General features: G+C 60.1%; 17 protein-coding genes. 13 read left to right on the top strand and 4 right to left on the bottom strand.

Annotated features, from left to right (window positions below; translation table 11 throughout):
- The first annotated feature begins 99 nt into the window (after nt 1-99).
- The 5 genes from ACW73L_RS18190 to ACW73L_RS18170 all read left to right on the top strand — a co-directional run bounded on the left by ACW73L_RS18190 (nt 100) and on the right by ACW73L_RS18170 (nt 6417).
- Entirely contained in the window at nt 100-354 is a 255-nt protein-coding gene (locus ACW73L_RS18190) for a UPF0175 family protein (RefSeq protein WP_498923996.1), read from the top strand.
- The gene (locus ACW73L_RS18185) at nt 351-827 is read left to right on the top strand and encodes a PIN domain-containing protein (RefSeq protein WP_498923995.1); all 477 of its coding nucleotides are present in this window, start codon (nt 351-353) and stop codon (nt 825-827) included. The genes ACW73L_RS18190 and ACW73L_RS18185 overlap by 4 nt, the downstream gene beginning before the upstream one ends.
- Nucleotides 824-4603: an Eco57I restriction-modification methylase domain-containing protein gene (locus ACW73L_RS18180; protein WP_498923994.1), complete on the top strand. Its 3780-nt coding sequence runs from the start codon at nt 824-826 to the stop codon at nt 4601-4603. Before ACW73L_RS18185 ends, ACW73L_RS18180 begins: the two co-directional genes overlap by 4 nt.
- An 82-nt stretch (nt 4604-4685) precedes the next feature.
- Nucleotides 4686-5834 carry an XRE family transcriptional regulator gene (locus ACW73L_RS18175; protein ID WP_498923993.1) on the top strand — a complete coding sequence of 383 codons (1149 nt, stop codon included), beginning with the start codon at nt 4686-4688 and terminating at the stop codon, nt 5832-5834.
- On the top strand, nt 5779-6417 hold the full coding sequence (locus tag ACW73L_RS18170; RefSeq protein ID WP_498924067.1) for a hypothetical protein: 639 nt from the start codon (nt 5779-5781) through the stop codon (nt 6415-6417). Before ACW73L_RS18175 ends, ACW73L_RS18170 begins: the two co-directional genes overlap by 56 nt.
- A gap of 481 nt (nt 6418-6898) precedes the next feature.
- Here the strand turns inward: ACW73L_RS18170 and ACW73L_RS18165 are convergent, their stop codons facing one another.
- On the bottom strand, nt 6899-7423 hold the full coding sequence (locus tag ACW73L_RS18165; protein WP_498923992.1) for a tyrosine-type recombinase/integrase: 525 nt from the start codon (nt 7421-7423) through the stop codon (nt 6899-6901).
- Between the two features lie 31 nt (nt 7424-7454).
- Here ACW73L_RS18165 and ACW73L_RS18160 point away from each other — a divergent pair, with 31 nt between their 5' ends.
- The 8 genes from ACW73L_RS18160 to ACW73L_RS18125 all read left to right on the top strand — a co-directional run bounded on the left by ACW73L_RS18160 (nt 7455) and on the right by ACW73L_RS18125 (nt 12213).
- Nucleotides 7455-7706, top strand: a complete 252-nt coding sequence (locus tag ACW73L_RS18160) for a hypothetical protein (RefSeq protein ID WP_498923991.1) — start codon at nt 7455-7457, stop codon at nt 7704-7706.
- Between the two features lie 212 nt (nt 7707-7918).
- Nucleotides 7919-8143 carry a hypothetical protein gene (locus ACW73L_RS18155; protein WP_129883975.1) on the top strand — a complete coding sequence of 75 codons (225 nt, stop codon included), beginning with the start codon at nt 7919-7921 and terminating at the stop codon, nt 8141-8143.
- Nucleotides 8140-8529, top strand: coding sequence for a type II toxin-antitoxin system VapC family toxin (locus ACW73L_RS18150; RefSeq protein ID WP_498923990.1), 390 nt, complete (start codon nt 8140-8142; stop codon nt 8527-8529). The genes ACW73L_RS18155 and ACW73L_RS18150 overlap by 4 nt, the downstream gene beginning before the upstream one ends.
- A 391-nt stretch (nt 8530-8920) precedes the next feature.
- Nucleotides 8921-9541, top strand: a complete 621-nt coding sequence (locus ACW73L_RS18145) for a hypothetical protein (protein WP_498923989.1) — start codon at nt 8921-8923, stop codon at nt 9539-9541.
- 25 nt (nt 9542-9566) lie between these two features.
- Nucleotides 9567-10805 carry an AAA family ATPase gene (locus ACW73L_RS18140; protein ID WP_498923988.1) on the top strand — a complete coding sequence of 413 codons (1239 nt, stop codon included), beginning with the start codon at nt 9567-9569 and terminating at the stop codon, nt 10803-10805.
- A complete protein-coding gene (locus ACW73L_RS18135) occupies nt 10805-11425 on the top strand; it encodes a DUF4276 family protein (RefSeq protein WP_498923987.1) in 621 nt (206 codons plus the stop codon). Before ACW73L_RS18140 ends, ACW73L_RS18135 begins: the two co-directional genes overlap by 1 nt.
- Before the next feature lie 157 nt (nt 11426-11582).
- Nucleotides 11583-11867, top strand: coding sequence for a nucleotidyltransferase domain-containing protein (locus ACW73L_RS18130; RefSeq protein ID WP_498924065.1), 285 nt, complete (start codon nt 11583-11585; stop codon nt 11865-11867).
- Nucleotides 11851-12213, top strand: coding sequence for a HEPN domain-containing protein (locus ACW73L_RS18125; protein ID WP_498923986.1), 363 nt, complete (start codon nt 11851-11853; stop codon nt 12211-12213). The genes ACW73L_RS18130 and ACW73L_RS18125 overlap by 17 nt, the downstream gene beginning before the upstream one ends.
- On the opposite strand, the gene ACW73L_RS18120 is transcribed toward ACW73L_RS18125, so the two are convergent.
- From ACW73L_RS18120 to treZ, 3 genes are read right to left on the bottom strand one after another with little or no spacing between them, the layout of a single operon-like run.
- Nucleotides 12172-12954: a type 1 glutamine amidotransferase gene (locus tag ACW73L_RS18120; protein ID WP_498924064.1), complete on the bottom strand. Its 783-nt coding sequence runs from the start codon at nt 12952-12954 to the stop codon at nt 12172-12174. The two genes, ACW73L_RS18125 and ACW73L_RS18120, sit on opposite strands and share 42 nt — an antisense overlap.
- A gap of 8 nt (nt 12955-12962) precedes the next feature.
- A complete protein-coding gene (treY, locus tag ACW73L_RS18115) occupies nt 12963-18107 on the bottom strand; it encodes a malto-oligosyltrehalose synthase (RefSeq protein WP_498923985.1) in 5145 nt (1714 codons plus the stop codon).
- On the bottom strand, nt 18104-19954 hold the full coding sequence (gene treZ, locus ACW73L_RS18110) for a malto-oligosyltrehalose trehalohydrolase (protein WP_498923984.1): 1851 nt from the start codon (nt 19952-19954) through the stop codon (nt 18104-18106). Before treZ ends, treY begins: the two co-directional genes overlap by 4 nt.
- Nucleotides 19955-19964 lie beyond the last annotated feature (10 nt).

Below are 19964 nucleotides of genomic sequence, written 5' to 3'. Positions count from 1 at the left end.
CGACGCGCAAAGACCCTGAACCTTCAGAGAGCGGTTCGAACACGGAGTGGCAAAGCAACCTCAAACACAACAGTGTGCGTCCGTAGCTGAGGAGCGACAATGCAAAACACGATAATGATCGACTGTCCCCCGGAATTGTTGTTGGGTCTTCATCTGAACGCGGAAGGCTTCGCCGACTACTTGAAGACACAGGCTTCGATCAGCTTATTCAAGGAAGGCAAGCTGTCGTCCGGTGCGGCTGCCGCGTGGTTAGGGATCGCGCGAGTCGAATTTCTGCGGATGGCCTGTGAGGCTGGAGCAACCTTGCTCGAAGATACCGCCGATGACTTGGGACGGGAAACGGCGTTGTTGTGATCGTTTTCTCCAACACCACGCCCATCATCGCGCTGAGCAGTATTCAGCGCTTGGATCTGCTGCCGAGCGTGTTCGGGCGTATCCGCGTGGTGACCGAGGTGGTCGACGAATGCGAGGCTGGCGGCCGTATCGCCGTTCCCGATCTTCGCCAAATCCACTGGATCGACATCGTTGAATCCACACCCATCGTACATCCCACCGCGTTGCTCGAACTGGACAAAGGGGAGAAACATACGCTGGACATGGCCAAGAAACTGCAGGCCGACTGGGTCATCATCGACGAGAAGATCGGTCGCAACTTGGCCGAATACCTTGGGCTGCGTGTAACTGGAACGCTCGGGGTACTGCTAAAGGCCAAGCAACAAGGCTCGATCCCCTCCTTCCGGGACTGCGTGAACGCCATGCGGGCGCAGGGCCTTCGGTATCATCCATCGCTGGTGGACAAATTAGCCGAGGGAATCGGCGAGACGTGAGCTATCCGTCCATCCGCATCGAAGGTGCCATCCTATCGCCCGACATCCTGGAGCGGATCGAGGAGTCCCCGGGCCAGCGAGCCGCCGACTTCGGCCTGGAAAGCTCGGTCAAGGTCAAGGACGAGATTGCCCGCGCCTGGGCTGATGCGCAGGACTACTGGCGCATTTTCCAGCGTAAACTCGAAACTCTGCGGCCCGAATCACCGGCAACCACCGAAACCCGGCAGCAGTGGATCATGCCGTTGTTGGGACTGCTCGGTTATCAGCTGGAGTTTCAGTCGGGCGGTGTCGAGTTGAATGGCAAAAAGTATCCGATCTCGCACCGCGTGACCAATCGGGGGAGTACCCCCATCCATATTCTCGGATGTCGCGAGCCGGCCGGGCTGGACCGCAAGCCGGAAAAAGCCGCATCGCGCATGTCGGCGCATGCAATGGTGCAGGAATATCTGAACCTCACGGACCAAGTCTACGGACTGGTCACCAACGGCCGCATCCTGCGGCTGCTGCGCGACAGCTCCCGATTGATCAAACTGACCTATCTGGAATTCGACCTCGACCGCATCTTCACCGACGGTCTGTTCGCGGATTTCGCGGTCATGTACCGCCTCCTGCACGCTTCCCGGTTGCCCACCTTGTCGGAGAGCAACGCTGAAAGTTGGATTGAGCGCTACCATCAGGACTCCCTCGATTCCGGAGCGCGCATCCGCGACGGTCTGAGCCGTGCGGTGGAAAGCGCGATTCGCGATTTTGCCAACGGCTTTCTGCAGCATCCGGACAATGACACACTGCGACAGCTGATCGCTGCCGGGAGGCTCACTCCGGACACCTACTACCAACATCTGCTTCGCCTCATCTACCGCATCCTGTTCTTGCTGGTCATCGAAGAACGTGACCTGGTGTTTCCGTCCACGACGGAAGCCAAACAACGCGATATGTACGACCGCTACTACAGCTTGCAGCGCCTGCGCCGCCTTTCCGAGAAGCGCTACCTGGCCGACCCACGCCGACACGACCTTTGGCTCTCGCTTCGGGCGACCTTTCGCCTGTTCGAGGCCGGCGGGCCTGGCGAAAAGCTGGGTCTGCAACCCTTGGCCGGAGATTTGTTCGGCCCCCTGGCAATCGGGCCTCTCGCTTCCTGCATGCTGGGAAACAACGTATTGCTTGGCTGCCTGCGCTCCCTCGGTGTCTATCAGCACCCTGACAACTGCCAACTGATCCGCGTCAACTATGCCGCCTTGAATGTTGAGGAATTCGGGTCGGTCTACGAAGGTTTGCTCGAATATCAGCCCGTTTTCGTGGGACCTCCTGGCCCATTACCGGGGCAAGGACTGGCGATGGGAAGCATTACCTTCGACTTCGCGCAAGGCGGTCAGCGCGCCGCGACCGGCTCGCACTACACTCCGGACGATCTGGTGCAGCCGCTACTGCAGCATTCGATCGATTATCTGATCGCCGATAAGCTCAAAGAGTCCGATGCGGAACGGGCCTTATTGTCTCTGCGCGTCGCCGACATTTCCTGCGGCTCCGGCCACATCTTGCTGGCTGCCGCCCGGCATATCGCGACCGAGCTCGCCATCGTCCGAACCGGCGAGGAGCAGCCGTCGCCGCTCGCCGTGCGTGAGGCCCTGCGCGAGGTGATCCGTGAATGCATCTACGGAGTTGATCTGAACCCGCTGGCGGTGGAACTCTGTAAGGTGGCTCTGTGGCTGGAAGCCCACATCCCCGGCGAACCGCTGAACTTCCTCGATCACCACATCAAATGCGGCAACGCCATCGTCGGGTTCGCGCATCGCGACGAACTGGAACGCGGCGTTCCCGATGAAGCCTTCGCGACCCTGCCCGGCGACGACAAAGACATTGCTTCGCTTTTTCGCAAACGAAACAAGGAGGAACGCGGCAAAGGAGGACTAGTGCACTTGGACTTCAGTCCAGAAATCCGGAAGCAGTTCGAAGCGATGCTAAAGCGCTGGAGGGAACTCTCCGCCTTGCCGGAACAGACTCCGGAACAGATCGAAACCAAGAAGCGGCGCTTCCAAGAATTCACCCACGGCCAGGATGCGCAGATTCTGAGTGAAATTGCCTCTGTTCCTGTCGCGCAGTTCTTTCTGCCGAAAACCCAGGTGAACAAACAGGCGATCATCACGGATGCCGAATACCGCCTGTACCGCACCGGTCAACGCGCTCCCCAAGGTCAGGGCGTCGGCGCAGCCTCAGCACTTGCAGCGGAGAAACGCTTCTTTCATTGGTTTCTGGAATTCCCGGAAATCATGGAACGCGGCGGTTTCGACTGCGTGCTCGGTAATCCTCCATACCTCGGACGCGCTGGCATCAGATCCGCTCACGGGAATGCTTTCTGCGCCTGGGTCCAGTGGCAATATGCCCCGGCAGGAATAAGCGACCTAATAGTGTATTTTGTTCAACGGATATATGATTTGCTACGACCGAAGGGATTCGCGGGGCTAATCACAACGAATTCCATCAAGGATGGTGATGTCCGCAAAGATGGATTGGACATTGTAACCAGTCGGGATGGGCAAATTATATTCGCTATTTCCGCCACCCGCTGGCCCGGCCGAGCGAATCTATTTGTGTCACTTCTGTCGCTACACAAAGGATCTTGGAAGGAAAAATCAAGATTACTTGATGGGAGGGAAGTACCACATATCAGCACTCTGTTTCAGGGTTACGCCGACCTAGGCGAACCTAAACTAATGAACGATAACAAAGGGCGCATGTGTGTTGGAACATTTTTCATGGGAAACGGCTTTTTGCTCGACCATAAATCTGCTGACGAAATGCTTAAAAAAAACCCGAAGTTGTCAGAAGTAATTTTCCCTGTTATCAATGGCTCAGAACTTAACTCTGAACCCGAGCAGAGCCCCGGCCGCCAGATCATCAACTTCTTCGATTGGCCGCTCTCAAAGGCTAATGGTTACGGTGAGGCGTTTTTGCAGGTTGAGAGCAAGGTAAAACCCTATCGGGAAGCCAAAGCTGCCCCAGGTAATTGGTGGCAGCATTGGCGTCCGCGGTTGGAACTCTACAAAAAGATAAGAAATAGCCCGCGCTGTTTTGTTGCCGCCCGAACCACCAAACATCTCAATTTCTCCGCAGCCATTACTACGGTAATATTCACCGATGCAACTTACGTTTTTACTACGGACCGTTGGGACCTCTACGCCGTCGTCCAATCCACCGTACACGAAGTCTGGGCGCGGAAATACAGCGGCGCGCTGAAACAAGATCTCCGCTACTCGCCTTCGGACTGCTTCGAAACCTTCCCGTTCCCTGCGGGTCTCTGGCTGGCTGACAATCCCGCGCTTGCGGACATCGGCGAGCGCTATCACGAGCACCGCCGCGCCCTGATGCGCCAGCTTTGGCTCGGCCTGACCGACATTTACAACCTATTTCACACCCGCGACCTGACCACGGACCGCGTCGCCAAAGTCAGCAAAAAATCGCCGGAGGAGTCTGAACGCGGCTATCAGGGTATCCTGGACCTCCGCGGCCTTCACCGCGAACTCGACTGCGCCATCCGCGACGCGTACGGCTGGACAGATCTCGATCTCGGGCACCACTTCCACGAAATCGAAACCCTCCCCGAGAACGACCGCATCCGCTACACGATCAGTCCCTCGGCACGTAGGGAAATCCTGAAACGCCTGCTGCAACTCAACCACAAACACGCTGTCCAGGAAGCCGCAACACCAACCAAGAAGGCGCGCACGCGGGCACGCAAAGCGAAGGCTGACGATTCAACCGCGGATCTGTTTGAATGACTTCCGTGTCTTTTTCCATCTATCTGTGCCAGCGATGGCTCCGGCGACATCACCGGCCGTCTTGCAAGAGGCTTGGCTAAGCATGGCCCTCGACTACCGCATGGTCGCTCGAAAACTGCAGGAAGCAAGAGAACTTCTTTTATTCTTTCCCTCGGAGGTTGCCGAGGGTACCGGGATTTCCGAGATCCGGCTGAGGCAAATTGAAGCAGAAGAAGTGCGACCATCGGGTGATGAGGTGCTGATTCTTTCCAGCTTCTACCGGCATGACTTTCGGGATTTCCTGGATGATGGCCGTCCTGCGCCTTTCGAGCAGACTGAGATACTCTATCGACGTCATGGCGATGCGTTCACGCCGCAGGATCGGCGAGCCATACAGGAGTTTCTGTATCTCTGCGAAGTTGAGGCGTCACTGGAACAAGAACTTGGCATTGCCAGGCACTCTTTTTTCTTCGCTCCTCAAGGTACGCTGCTCAAGGGCCACGGCGAACGCGCGGCCCGAGCCTTGCGCACTTCGCTGGGATACGCCTCGAATGCAATCCCGCGAGATGTCTTTGAAGACTTTCGGCGGATCGGCTTACATGTATTCCGACGACGGTTGGCTAACTCGGAGATTTCAGGCCTTTATATCGAACATCCGATTGCAGGACACTGCATCCTCGTCAACTACGACGAAGACATCTATCGGCAGCGCTTTTCCGTCGCGCACGAAGCGGCCCACGCGATTTTCGATTCCTCCGAGGCGGTGATGGTGAGCTATCGACCTAGAGCGTCTCGTTATGATCCCAAAGACCTGAAGGAAATTAGAGCCAACCGTTTCGCTTCCTGTTTTCTGATGCCACCCGATCAGTTGCCGAAAGTGTCGAACTGGACTGCAGAGCAATCGATTCAATGGGCGCAACAATTCCGAGTCAGTACAACCGCGCTGTCCATCGCATTGGCGGAGGCGGGGCGCATAGACCAAGCTGCGGCAAAGATGATCCGGTCGGTCCGCGTACCCCGTGCAGAGAAGGTCGATCCGGAAGCACCAGACCATCTTACTGGCAGACAACAAGAACGTCGCCGAGCCCTGCTCGAGTTGGGACTATCCGACCACTACGTCAACTTGTGTTTTGATGCGTACCAAGGAGGGGTGATTTCAGCGGGCCGGCTCGGCGAAGTTTTGTTGGCGGATCACGATGAGACTCGTGAAATATCGGCCCTATACGGTCGTGCTATCCGCCATGGCCATTGATCCTCGCCATTTCTCGAAAGCAGCGGTCTCCGATACGTGCTCGGTGTGGAACGTGCTGTCGTCGCTAACGTTGTTCCGCGCCTCTCTCGGTGCCGGCGCCCATTTCTGCATTACACCCATGGTTCTGTATGAATGCCAGTATAAACCTCGCAAACATATGAACGATGCGAAAATCGAGATGATGAAGCGCCTGAACGAGGCCCGCGAAGGTGGCGCTTTCCCCATTCAGGCGTGCGACCTGGATGACCTGGCAACGCTGGTACTACAGGCACCAAAGGGCCTCGGCAGCGGGGAACTCTCCTGCATTGCGGCCGCTTACCGAATTCGAAGCATCGCGTTCATGACAGACGAGAAGCAGGCGCGGCATTTCGCGTCGAATGGTCTCGGACGGAATGTCGAGACGACCCCCAAACTTTATGCGTGGCTGCATTATCACCAGCATCTGACTGATGTCGATCATCACGACATTGTTCGCGAGCACGAACTCTACGAGTCGCGCCCACTTACGTCGTTCTTCACAGAGGCCTACGGTGAGGCACTTCGTTGTCGTCTGATGGACCGATCAACTCCTTCCGCGGAATGAACTTACTCGTGGGGTAGCGAGGGCACACGCGAATTTTGTCAAGCCGAGGTGCTGTCGAAACGTCTTGCGCGCATCTCAGTGATGCGTCGCACCTCGCCGGCTTTGGGCTCCGTTCTGGTAACAGAGCGGGTGAGGGCTGAGGTCGCTGCGGAGCCGGCTTCGGAATCCCGTTGGAACAGGTGGTGTAGAGCGATCGAAATCAGGGGCCGAATGCCGTCGAAATTCGCTCCGTGGGTAACGCCCAATTGTTCCCGCTGCGTGAAGCCGCGAGAGTCTTGGCATCGGGTGCCGCAAATATTGTCTGCCCCGATTTTGCCCGATTCATATGCATGCCAATGATTGTAAATGACTGAAAACGTGGCAACGGGCGATCCGGTCATTTATAAAAAACAATAGCCTACAGATTTACATAGCCTTCACACGGCAGGGGTCGTAGGTTCGAACCCTACACCGCCCACCATTTTCAAAAGCCTTGCCCCGTTTAGGCGGCCTGGTACACGCGGCGCAGGACTGTAGACGGACGATTCGACACGTTCGTCAGTAGGTCCACACAGTGAAACAAGCGTTCCACCGTGGCCCGTGAATAATGGTGCGTCACCGTTCGCCGTTTGTGTCCAAGCAGGTCTGGGATATCCTCCATGGGAAGGCCCGCATCCCGCAACTGCACCGCGAAGGTGTGGCGCAGATCGTGGACGCGAACATCCGATAATTCCACGCCCGCCCGTTCCATTTTCCAGGCCCGGTTGTTCATCCGATCGATCCGGTGTCCCCGGTAGGTGAACACCCAGTCGCTGGACTTTCCGCGTTCGGCATCAACCACCGATTGTGCGAAGCGGTTCAGCGGAACCATTTTTTCCTCCCCGTTCTTGGTGATCGTCTCCGGCAGGATGAACACCGAACGGTCGTCCATGGCATGTTCCCATTCCCAGCGTAGCCCGCAGATCTCCTGATCTCGGCAGCCGGTGTTGACGGCAAACAAGGCCATGCAGGCCAGGTAGTCGGGCAACTGCCTGAACAGGACCTCCTGCTCTTGCCAGGTGCAGATCGCGGCCAGCCCGCTGTGGCCGCTGTTCCGCCACAAGCCCTGGCAGAAGCTGCTCAAGGACACCTGGGCCAAGCTGGAAAAGGGCGACTACGACTGGGCGCACCTCGCGATGAACTACTGGCCCGAGCGGGTGCGCGAGAAGTCCAGGCACGACAAGTCGCTGGCCATCGCTCACGGTCTGGAAGCCTTGTACGTCGAGCCGGCCTCCGCGCCGAAGAAAGCGCGGGGACGCAGGCCGCTGTAATGTATCCACTCACTCCCCCAGCCGATCGGCAGGCGGAGCGGGACTGGGGCGGCGAGACCGTCTGCGGGAGGGATCCCGCAGCCGAGCCTTGTACTTTGTTTCGCGTGATGGCTAGCTCTGGAATGCAGGGGGGAGCTGAACGGTTACACTGTGACGGTGCCCAGAGAATGAGCTCTGACGGGCACGTCACACGACTGACTGGAGGTAATGCGATGCAAGCACAAAGATTCGTTACGCGTATCGTCGACTGCAACCTGTCCCTCCAGCTTCCGGAAAGCTTCAATCATCAACGCGTTGAGGTTATCGTTTTGGAACTGGACGATGGCGAACCGACGCCGACACGACGCGAACCCCACCCGGACATTGCGGGTCGCGTGCAGATCATCGGTGATATCGTCTCTTCCGTTCCCGAAGAAGCGTGGGATTTGCCGCGGTGATCGTACTGGATACCCACGTCTGGCTCAGGTGGATTCAGAAGGATCACACCCTGCTCAAGTCGCACTGGGTTGAGCAAATTGCTGACTCCGAACGGGTGGGCGTGTCTGCAATCTCCTGTTTCGAGGTGGCTTGGCTGGCGCAGCATGCGCGCATTCAGTTACCTGAGCCCCTGGATAGTTGGTTTGAAAAGGCACTTGCTGGATCTTCTATCGACCTCATCGCCCTAACCCCGCAGATTGCGCATATCGCGGTGCAGTTGCCTGAACATCATCGCGACCCGCAGGATCCTCTCATCATCGCTATAGCCTTGGCTCACGATGCCATGCTGATCTCGGCTGACGAGAAATTCCCGCTTTACAATGAGCTGCAAGGTCGCTTGCTCTGATGAGGCGATCTAGCGCCGTTACCAACCTAATTCGTCTGGTAATGAGAGTCAGGGATCTGGAGGACGTGGAACCCAATCGCCGATTGCGGGTTGTCGATCACGAAGCGCCGTTTCATGCGCCACAAAACTGCTTGTCGTGAATTCATGATCTACGAGTCGCGGAGTAACCATTCACTCCCCCACCCGATTGGCCGCCGGAGCGTGACTGAGGCGGCCAGACCGTCTGCGGGCAGCACCCCGCAGCCGAGCCTACCGGGAGGTATTCAGGGCGCGTGTCGACTTCCCAGCCGAACAGGCAACAGACGGGCTGTGAACGATGACGGTCGCACCAACGGCCTTGCCAAACTGTGCGCTTGGACGGCGGCAGGCGTGCTGATGGAGGGCCTCAGCCATGGGAATGTTTGACTCATTGCACATCGAGCTGGATGGCCGTGATCTGGAGATTCAGACGAAACGCTTCGAGTGCTCTTTGGGCGATTACCGGCTGGGCGACTGGATCGCCGGCAGTTTGCCGGGCGTTCGCGTCTATTTCGATCTGCTCCGGCTGGATACAGCGGGCCAACGCGTTTACGGCGCCGATGCCGAGTGTGCGCGCCAGATGACGGTGTTCATCGTCCTGACCCAGGGCGTCTTTGTCGACTACTTGGTCAATGAAGGCGAACTGGCGGCGGAAGCCATCGAGACCGTCCTGCGCGAGCTGCGGGAACGCTGGAGCGATTCGGCGCGCCTACAAGCGTTTTTGGTTGAGACCTTGCGGACACAGCAACAGCGGATGGTCGCCCTCCAACAACGGCTTGGCCGCGTCCAGTCGATCGTCACCACCGCGCGCCGCCTGAAGGCTGGAGAGGCGCTCGACGGCATATTCGGTTTGATCCACGAAGAAGACCGAAAATTGGCGGCGGGGGACGACCCGTTGGAGGTGATCGCCTGGGTTCTGAGCGATATGGCGCCCGGCGCGCCATTCTGTGGGGAATGCACGGCTCCCGATCCGCTTGAAGAATATCGGCTCTAAAAGGGGCGGCAGAGGACACCAGCATATGGGAACGCACCACTCCGGATTGGGCATCCCCCGAATCGAATCGCTCAAGGTTGAAAACTACCGGGCCTTGCGCAGTGTCGAGCTCGGAAGGCTGACCCCGGTGACGGTCCTGTTGGGCCCGAACGGCAGTGGCAAGTCGACGGTGTTCGATGTGTTCAACTTTCTGTCGGAATGTTTTCAGTTCGGCCTCCGTCACGCATGGGACAGACGTGGACGCGGCAAGGAGTTAAAAACCCGTGGCTGCGACGGTCCGATCAAGTTCGACCTGAAATACCGCGAAAGGCCCGGGACACCTGTCATCACTTACCACCTGGCGATCGACGAGGGCGGCAAGGGGCCGGAAGTCGTCGAGGAATTTTTGCAATGGAAACGTTCGAGCCATGGTCGGCCGTTTCGGTTTCTCGAGTTTGCCCGTGGCGAAGGGGCCGCCGTCAGTGGCGAAATGCCGGATGAGGATGACCGGCGCGTGCCGCAGAAGCTCCGGTCTCCCGATCTGATTGCCGTAAGCACCTTGGGACAGTTTGCTGACCATCCCAGGGTTGGCGCGCTACGGGAGTTTATAACCGATTGGTATGTGTCTTATCTGGCGATAGACCAGACGCGGAGCCAGCCCGAAGCCGGTCCCCAGGAACGCTTGAGCAAAGGGGGAGAGAACCTTCCGAATGTCATCCAATACCTTAAAGAGCAGCACCCCGAACGTTTGGAGCATATTTTCTCGGTTCTGAGGCAACGTATTCCCCGTCTGGAGCGAGTCGATGCCGAGCCTATGCCGGATGGCCGGCTATTGCTGCAAATCAAGGATGCGCCCTTTGAGCAGCCGGTGATGTCCAAGTTCGTCTCCGACGGTACGATGAAAATGCTGGCCTACCTGACCGTTCTGTACGACCCGGAGCCACCGCGCTTCATCGGCATCGAGGAACCCGAAAATTTCCTGCATCCACGTCTGCTACCCGAGTTGGCGGAGGAATGCCGGGCTGCCTCAGAGCGGTCACAGTTACTGGTCACTACACACTCCCCGTTTCTGCTCGATGCGATGCGCGCGGACGAAGTGAGAGTTCTCTATCGCGATGACTTGGGATTCACGAAGGCCGTGCGCGCCGTCGATATCCGCGGCATCCCGGAATTCATTCAGGCGGGAGCATCGCTCGGTCACCTCTGGATGGAAGGCCATTTTGGCATTGGCGATCCGCTCGTCAATCAGGGTGGTCCGCGGTCTCAGAAGAGGGGCGGGGCTTGATGTTGGGGAAGCTGATTGTCCTGGTCGAAGAGTATTCTATGGAAGCCACGCTCGAACTGATTCTCCCCAAGCTTTTGGGGGACACGGCATTCGAGATTCATCGCTTTCGCTGCAAGGATGATCTGCTGAAGCAGTTGCCGGCCCGGTTGAAGGCCTATAGCGCCTGGCTCCCAGCTGATTGGGCGATACTGGTCCTTGTGGACCGCGACGATGACCACTGTGAGCAATTGAAAACGCAGTTGGAGCACATCGCGAAAGTGTCCGGTTTGCTCACCAAAACCGCTGCAGGCGATGGCAATCGCTTCCAGGTGGCGAATCGTATCGCTATCGAGGAACTTGAATCATGGTTCTTCGGCGATTGGCAGGCGGTGCGAAATGCCTATCCTCGGGTGGCTGCGACCACTCCCCAGAAAGCCGCTTATCGCGATCCGGATGCAATCGCGGGGGGTACCTGGGAGGCCATGGAACGCGTACTCCAGCGGGCAGGTTATTACAGGACCGGGATCAGAAAGTTGGAGTTAGCGCGTTCGATCGCGCCACATATGGAACCCGCGCGGAATGCGTCGCACAGCTTCCATATGTTCTGCCAGGCCGTGTCAGCGGCGATGGCCTGGAGCTGAGTAATGAGGTTATCGAACAATGTTTGCGACAAGTCCCCGAAAATGGTCTCGTCTCCCCGGTCCCGCCGCGCTCCGTCAGCATCTCGGAGCAGTGAATGTTTAAGGGAGTACGTCGCAAGATGTTGACCGAGCTTGCCTCCAAAGTGCTGCCGAGCGTCTGGTTGCAGCAGCGCACGAGCCGATAAAGGTGATTCTGTTCGGGTCCTATGCGCGCGGTGACGCCCGCGAGGATTCCGATCTCGACCTTTTGCTCGTTGAGAAGGAGGTTCCTGATCCGACGGGCGAGTACCTTCGGTTGCGGGAGGCGCTGGGACCCATGCGCGTCGGAGTGGATCTGCTGATCTACCCCCGGGAAGAGTTCGAGCGGCGCTATGACTGGTGCAGCACGCCGGTCTTCGGGGCCGTTCGGGAAGGACGAGTGTTGTATGACGCCGCAGCTTGATGAGGCCGGGCAATTGCTCGGTGCGGCTGAACGTGATGTCGTCGCGTTCCAGATCCTCGCCGCGAACGCCGCAGCTCCGCCCGAGATCGTTCTATCCCATGCCCAGCAGGCGGTCGAGAAATTCATCGAGGCCGTCTTTGCCGCTCACGGATTGGTCTATCGTCGTACGCATTGCGAAAGTGCCTTGAGACCAAGGGCGATGTGTTTAGGTTGGTGTGACAAGATCTGTAGCCATGGGCGTCCTGTGTCGGACCATGCCAATGGGCCTTTGTGTGCGCTGCACGGAGTGGGCATAGGGCGCATTTCAGTGGCCGAGCAACACGCGTTCGACGAACCTGTGGACTAGCCCGTTCGACTCCGGCGTCTCTGCAGCCGCGTTCAGAACACGCTCCAGGTGGGCATCGTCCTGGGTGTATTGCGCCTTGTAGATCGTCAGGCGTTCCACCAGGCGGGCGCGACTGACCTCCGGGTGGAACTGGAACGCCCAGAACGGCCCTTCCCCAACGCGAAACGCATGAAGGCATCGGTCGGAGTAGGCCAGTGGCAGACAGCCCGCCGGGACGCGAGTCGCGCGCTCGCGGTGCACCGATACCGCCAGAAAACCGTCCGGCACATCGCAAAACAGGGGGTCGCCACCCGCGTGCTTGGTAAGACGGATCGGGATCGTGCCCATCTCGAAGTCTCGGTCGTCGCGAATGATGCGCCCGCCCAGCGCCAGCACGGCGAGTTGGAACCCGAAGCAGGAGGCAAACACTGGAAATCCGCCCATGGCCCAGCGGCGCGTCAGTTCGATGCAGGACCTGATGAACGGGTAGCGTTCCGGCTCGAGCACGCTGGCCTCGCTGGCACCGCCAACGAACAGCGCGTCGTAGCCGTCTGCCACGTCGGGTGGGAAGTCGGGCTGGTCGAACGCGTTCAGCACGTCGATCTGGCTGGCTTCGAGGCCGCTGTAGTCACAGAAGCTCGCGTACTCCTCCGCGCGTACCCGGGGGTCATCGCGAATCTGCAGCAACAGGACACGCAGGTCGGCGCGAGTGCTGCACCGCAGGCCAACACGCGGCAACGGAAGCCGGCGTGCATACCGCATCGGCAACGTCAGCCCTCCTGAATCCAAAGCGCCACCGGAAATGCCGCGAAAATTTTCGCCGCCGGAACGCGCCCGGCTATCCGAATGCCGAAGCGCCGGCCCGTGAATACGTCCCGGAAGACGCCGAGCGCGGACCGCGGCCAGGGAATGAAGGTATCCGACCAGATCTCCGGATCGTTCAAGGTGCCGCCGCGCCCGAGCAGGCTGCGGGTCCAGCGCGGTACCGCAACCCAGATCATCCGCTGCTGGTACGTGCGGCTGAAGGCGCACACGTGGTGACTCCGCTGGCCTTCCACGAATACTGGCTGATAGTCGGCGTGCTTGAATAGCTCCGGGTAGCTCAGACGGAGTCGAAGCGCGCGGCGCGTAACGTACAGTTTGATGCGCCCGTCTTCCATTGAGTCCTGCATCTGCGTCAGTCGAGGGCCGAGAGCATCCGGTGAAAGGGTATCCCAGGACCGCTGCTCGTCGAGCAGTTGCTGTCGCAGCGCGTAATCCACGCCGCGACGATTGTCCGGATCGACCAGGCTGAAGTCCCACAGCTCCTGCCCCTGATAGATATCGGGCACGCCCGGTACGGTGAGCTTCAGCAGTAACTGGCTCAGACTATTGAACAGCCCGTGACGGACAAGGCTGGCCACGAACGACTGGAAATCCCGGCGGAAAGCGCCGGATTCCGCACCGCACAGCAGTGACCCGAGAAAAGCCAGGGTCGCCTCCTCATAATCGTCATTCGGGTTCAACCAGCTGGTAAAACGCTTGGCCTCCCGCATGGCCTTCAGGAGATATGCTTCGACGCGGCCCCGATAGTCCTGGAGCTTATCGCCCTGCACACCCCCGAATGGCCAGGTACCGACCAGGGTCTGGTAGATTAGATACTCGTCGCTGGGATGCGGTGCGGGATCCTGCGCGATGAGACGATGCAGCGGCCGGTTCAATTCGCGCCAGCCGGTAACCCGATCCCGCCATTCATCACCAAGCTCCGACAGCACATTCAGCCGTGCACGGACGTCCTCGGAGCGCTTGGTGTCGTGAGTCGAGGTCGCCAGCAGGCTGTGGGGCCAATGTTCCGCTCGCGACTGGTTGGCGCGATGGAAGTCCGCGACACTGCACCCGAAGCGCCGGGGATCACTGCCCACCTCGTTCAGTGAGACAAGCCTATGGTATCGGTAGAACGCGGTGTCTTCGACGCCCTTGGCCATCACCGGGCCGGTCAGTTGCTGGAAGCTCATCGTAAACGCAACGGTGGCTCTCTGATAGGTCTCGGGCTTTCCCTCGGCTTGCCGCGTCAGCAGAACGTCCCCGATGAAATTGAACACGGAGATGTCGTCGGCGCGACTGCATCGCTTCGCTCCGGCGACGGCACGCTCGATGGCCGCGATGTCAGGTGCGGCAATATCCCGATTCCTGACATAGCTGCGGTACACCGGATAGCAGCTGATGATCTCCCGTAGGGCATCCCGCAAGCTGTTCAGCGTGAAGTCACGCGTCGTGCGGTCGGCCTCCGCGATGCGGCGCAGTTGGTTGGCCAAAACCGTCAACTCGCTGGATAGCGCAACCCGAAGGATCATGCGCTTGGATTGATAGACCAATCGGTCGAAGTCGGTCTCGCCGTCTGCGAACTCCGCCCACAGATCGGAGAACGCCGATTCCCCATATGGGCAGATGCACAGTTCGTTGAGCTGACGCAGGAAATCGTAGCCCGTCGTGCCATGCACTGGCCACGTCGCCGGCAGTGCCTCGTCGCACGCCAGTATCTTCTCGGCGACCACGAAGAACCTTGGGACAGCGGCCGCGGCACCTTCAGCTCCTCGCGCCGCGGCCTCGGGCGCACCCGCCAGCTCCGCGATCCGGTGTTGCAGATTCTCAAGATAGCCCAGCGGATCGTAAAGACCGTCGGGGTGATCGATGCGCAGCCCGGAAACCTTGCCACCGGCGATCAGGTTCAGGACGAAAGCATGGGTCGCGTCGAAGACTGCCGCGTGTTCCATGCACAGACCCGCGAGATCATTGATGTCGAAAAAACGCCGGTAGTTGATGTCGTCGGCCGCGACACGCCAGTAGGCGAGTCGGTAGGCCTGCCTTTCCAACAGCTCGTGCATCAATTCGAAACTGGCGGGAACGCCCGGGATACCGTTGAAAAGCTCGAGGTTGCGGCCAATGAACTGGGCTATGTCCGAGCTGGCCCGACATAATGCGGCCAGATGGCCCTTGTGCACTTCCTTATCGCGATGCCGCTCTTCGTGGGCTCCCGGCGACAGCTCCGAACGTGGTGGCAAATGCCCGAACGCGGTGATCAGGCTTTGAAATTCGATCAGCGGGTGGTGATCCGCACCGACCGCAGCTTCCAGTTGGTCCAGGCGGTAACCTAGAATCACCGGATATTCGCGGGGATCGACCGGAAAGCGATGCTCGCCATACAGGAAGTCGAAGCGCCCCGTTTCGCCATCGAAGGCCAACTGAATCTCACCGGCTTCCAGGGCGATGCCGTAGGGTGAGCCCAGGGCCGGCAACAGAACCTTATCCCGAAGATTCTCGCTGATCGGCGACCATTCGATGTCGAAAAAATCGGCGAAATCGGATGCCGGCCCGTTCTCCAGCACATCCATCCACCACCGGTTGTCACTCCCCATGACCCCCATGTGGTTCGGCACCAGATCGATGATCTGCCCCATACCGAAACGATCGAGTTCGGAAAGAAAATGTTCGAATTCCTCGGGACTCCCGATCTCCGGATTGACGGCGCCATGATCCACGATGTCGTAGCCGTGGCGACTCCCGGGACGGGCTTTCAGATAGGGCGAGGCATAACAATGGCTGATGCCGATCTCACTGAGATAGGGCAACAGTTCGGCCGCCTGCCGAAACGTGAAGTCACGATTGAATTGGAGGCGATAGGTAGCCTCGGGAATACTGTACCGGACTCGCGGCGACGCGGACGCCTGCGGCTGGCGGGATACGCGGGCCGATCTGTCCAGCTCGCTGAACACCGTCGCCAGGGCGTCGAACTGGGCCTCCTTCCGCCAGTCGTCCAGATCCAGGCGCAACTTGCGTCGCCAGTTGGGGTAATCGGGTGGGGCCCCAGGCAGAAATGCCCGCTCGCGTTGACTGAACAGGTCTTCGGGATTGACGAGGAGCGCGGCGGCGGGGAATTCCGCCAACAGCCTGTAGACGGCGCGCACCAGGGCGGGCGTCATATCCGGTGCCGAGATCGGGTCGAGGGTGATCTCCGGTGGCAGCAGCCGTCTTTCGTCGAGGCGGGCCAGCAGCCGGGCCCGCTGCAGCGCGCGTGCGCTGATCTCTTGTACGCGGGCGGCATCGTCGTGAAAAAGCCCGAGCGATCCAAGCTCATCCAGATCGATCCCGAGCCAGAATCCGCACAGCGGTGGCTCGCCCAGCAGCGCAGTGGCGATCATCTGGTCAGTCGGGTGATCGCGCTGGACTTCCGGTTTACCTCGCCGCAACTCACCGAGCAGCGATCCGACGGTCAGGTATCCGCAGTCCTGCAATTCGGCAACGGCCGCCGAGCACTGGAGGCTGCCGCCGACGCAGACGAGGCACTGGTTGCGGTGGCTTTCGAGAGCGATGATGCCGAGCAGTTCGCGCGAGGGTTGAATCACATACGTGCCGCCGGGAAGGTCGGAAGCGATCGGTATGCAATACTGCTGAAACAAGTCCTCGCCCGGATGGAGCAACAGGGCCCCGCAGTGCCGCATGCCGTTCCGTACCGCCGCGATCAACGGAACGTAGGCCTGCTCCCGAAGAACCTCAGGGTGAACTGGGGCGGATTCCTCAGCGGCTTCATCCACACCCGTCGCATCGGCCGGGAGACCCAAACGCAGCTGGACCGCGTACAAGGACGGTGAGGCCCAGGCCTCGGCCCCGTATGCGGCGGGACGGAGCGAGAAGCCTTGTGCCAAGCCGACGCCCAATCCCTGCTGCAGACAGCGGCGACCCACCGCTTCGAGTTGCAGGTCGGCTTGCCAGTACAGGTAGGCGAAAAACTCCACCCGCTCCCGGTTGGCTTCGGCATAGGCCTTCACTTCCGGCGAATCGGCCCGGCGATACCCCTCGGGCCAAACAGCCGGTGTCCGGCCTGCTTCGCCGTCCCCGCTGCAGTGCTCGATCAAGGCGTCGAATACGCACTGTCGCTCGAGTTCCACACCTGCATTTTCCTGAAATGCACGAAACGCTTCCGAACGGTCCGTTGCGTGCCGGTCAAGGTTTTCCCGAAAATGAGCGAACAAGGCCTCCAGCACCTCAAGCTTCGCTCTGATGACGCTGCGGTAATCGACCAGATCCGAGCCGCGCAACGCGCGGAGCCGCGCCTGAAACTCCGGAGCGAAGACCGCCATGCGCGCGGCCTCGCAGTCGGCGAATTCGGGCACAGCCTCGACGTCCACGTAGAGGATGCTCGTCAACAGGCGACTGGACGGTTGGAACGGGTCGCAGCGCTCGGGGTCGCCCGGCCAAAGTGCATGCAAGGGCGTAACGGAAACCAGGTCGGCGCCCTTTTCAGCGGCGAAGTCAATCAGACTCGACAGATCGGTGAAATCCCCTACACCCCAGTTTCTACTGGATCTCACGCCATACAGGGGTACGCTCACGCCCCAGATCCGCCGGGCGTCCTGTAGCGCTTCCGGCCGGTACGCCTTCTCGGGTGCGACGATCAGGGACTGCACGGCTCTCGGCTCGCCATCCGGCAGAGCAATGCCGACGCGATGGTAGCCGCATGGCGGCAGGTGCGGCAGGCGCAGCCCGATCCGGAGATAGTCCACACCCTCGATCGAACGTTGGGCCAGCCGTGGCAAGTCGGCGGCAATGCAGTGGCCGCTGAAGCGTTCCCCGGACTCCAGTTCGAGGGTCCAGTCCAGCCCTGTGCATTGCAGGCTAGCCGGGAGACTGATCGGAATCGTGCAGACCGGGTCGCCAACAGGGTGCACGTGAACGACATCTACGAGCCGCAGCCATGACCGATTCTCCCAGGCTTCGCACGCCTCCCGCAGCTCGGCATCGCTCTCGGCGGAAAATCCCATTGCCGCGAGTACCGATCGCTTGATCTCGTCCGCGACCGGGACCGCTTCACCCCGGAAACCGGCAACCTCCGTCGCGACGCCGGCTAGGGCGCACAGCCGGTCCAGATCGCGGCTCATAGTCCGCTCCCACGCCCGCCGTCTGACAGGAACCAAGCGGTGGACCACGCCGGGACGATACCCCGGTCCATTGCTCCGGCGACGTCATCGTCGCTGGCGGCAATGAGCTTGCCTGGGGGAGGGCGAACGCCGGTCAAGTCTTTCGCCCCGAGATGACTGCAAAGGGTCAGACACTCGCGATCGCCAATCCTCCAGGCGACCGTCAGCCCCTCCTCGCCGAACGCCTGGTAATGGGCTTGTCCCGCAACAAGCCCACTCAAACGGGGAATGATGATGGTCCGGCGGAGTTCCAGCGTTCGGCGGTAGAACGTCAGCCATGCCGCCGGTTCGGGCTGGCACAGCGCAGTCCAATCCAGCTTTGACGCAGCAAAGGTGGCGGGATCGCAGGGATCGGGAATCAGGCGACGGGCAGCCGGGTCGGAAAAGCGCGGGACAGAACGGAATTCGCTCCGCCGCCCCTCCGTCACCGCCGCGGCCAGCTCTGGCGCGAAATCGCAAAAAAAGAGAAACGGCTGGGTACAGGCGAACTCTTCGCCCATGAACAGCAGCGGCGGCGACGGCGCCAGCAACAAAATGGTCAGGGCCGCGCGCAGGGATCGCGGGTCGATGAGTGCGCTCAGCCGTTCCCCAAACGCCCGGTTGCCGATCTGGTCATGATTCTGCAGGAAGCCGACAAAGGTCGTGAGCGGCAAATGCCCGCTCGGTTCACCCCGTTTGCGACCGCCACGATAAGCGGATGCCTCGCCCTGATAGCAGAAGCCCTCGGTCAGGGCTCGCCCCAGATAGCGGGCGGGCGCCTCCGCGTAGTCTTCGTAGTAGCCCTCGGTCTCGCCTGTCAACAGGCAGTGCAGTGCATGATGGATGTCATCGTTCCACTGGGCCGTGTACCAGCGCGGCGAACCGTTCGCCCCGCGCTCCAGATAGCGCGCAGCATTGTCATCGTTTTCGAGGATCAGATGGATTGGGCGGGTACGTCCCGGCCCATCTCGGACGCGTTCCGCCAATTCCACCAGGATATCGGGTACGGACCTATCGGCGATGGTGTGTACGGCATCGAGGCGCAGACCGTCGAAGTGATACTCCTCCAGCCAAAACAGGGCGTTGTGGATAAAGAACTCACGAACCGGGCGGCTCGCCGCACCATCGAAATTGATCGCACTCCCCCACGGTGTCGCGCGCGTCGCGTCGAAGAACGGCTTGGCATAGACGTACAGGTAGTTTCCTTCCGGTCCGAAATGGTTGTAGACAACGTCCAGGAATACGCTGAGACCTTTGCTGTGAGCTGCCTGGACGAATCGCTTCAAATCGTCGGGCGACCCGTAGCGGCTGTCGGGCGCAAATGGCAGCACGCCGTCGTAGCCCCAGTTCGCCCGGCCCGGAAAATCGGCCACCGGCATCAGACTGATCGCCGAGACGCCCAGCATGGCCAAGTGGTCGAGCTTCAGCATCGCAGCGCCCAAGGTGCCCTCAGGCGTGAACGCGCCAACATGCAACTCGTAGATGACCGCTTCTTCCCAAGGTCGTCCGGACCACTGATCGTCTTCCCAACGGAAGCTGCGCGGATCGACCACCAGACTAGGGCCGTGGACGTCATCGGGGTTGTAACGGCTGGCCGGATCCGGCACCTCCAGCCCGTTCTCCAGACGGAACCGATAGCGACTCCCCGCGCGAGCGTTCCGGCTGACGAGCTCGAACCAGCCGTCGCATAACGCCTGCATGCGTTCTGCGGCGTCGGGCCGATCCTCGATACACAGTTCGACGCGCCGCGCGTTCGGCGCCCAAAGCCGGAAACGCACCCCGGTCGCCATCACCTCCGCGCCGAACGGCATGGCATGGCTCCGCATCATGGCCGCCCCT

The organism is Methylolobus aquaticus (genome assembly GCF_054172105.1).
Note: the sequence above shows the minus strand (reverse complement) of the source record. Positions and strands in the feature narration are given on the sequence as shown.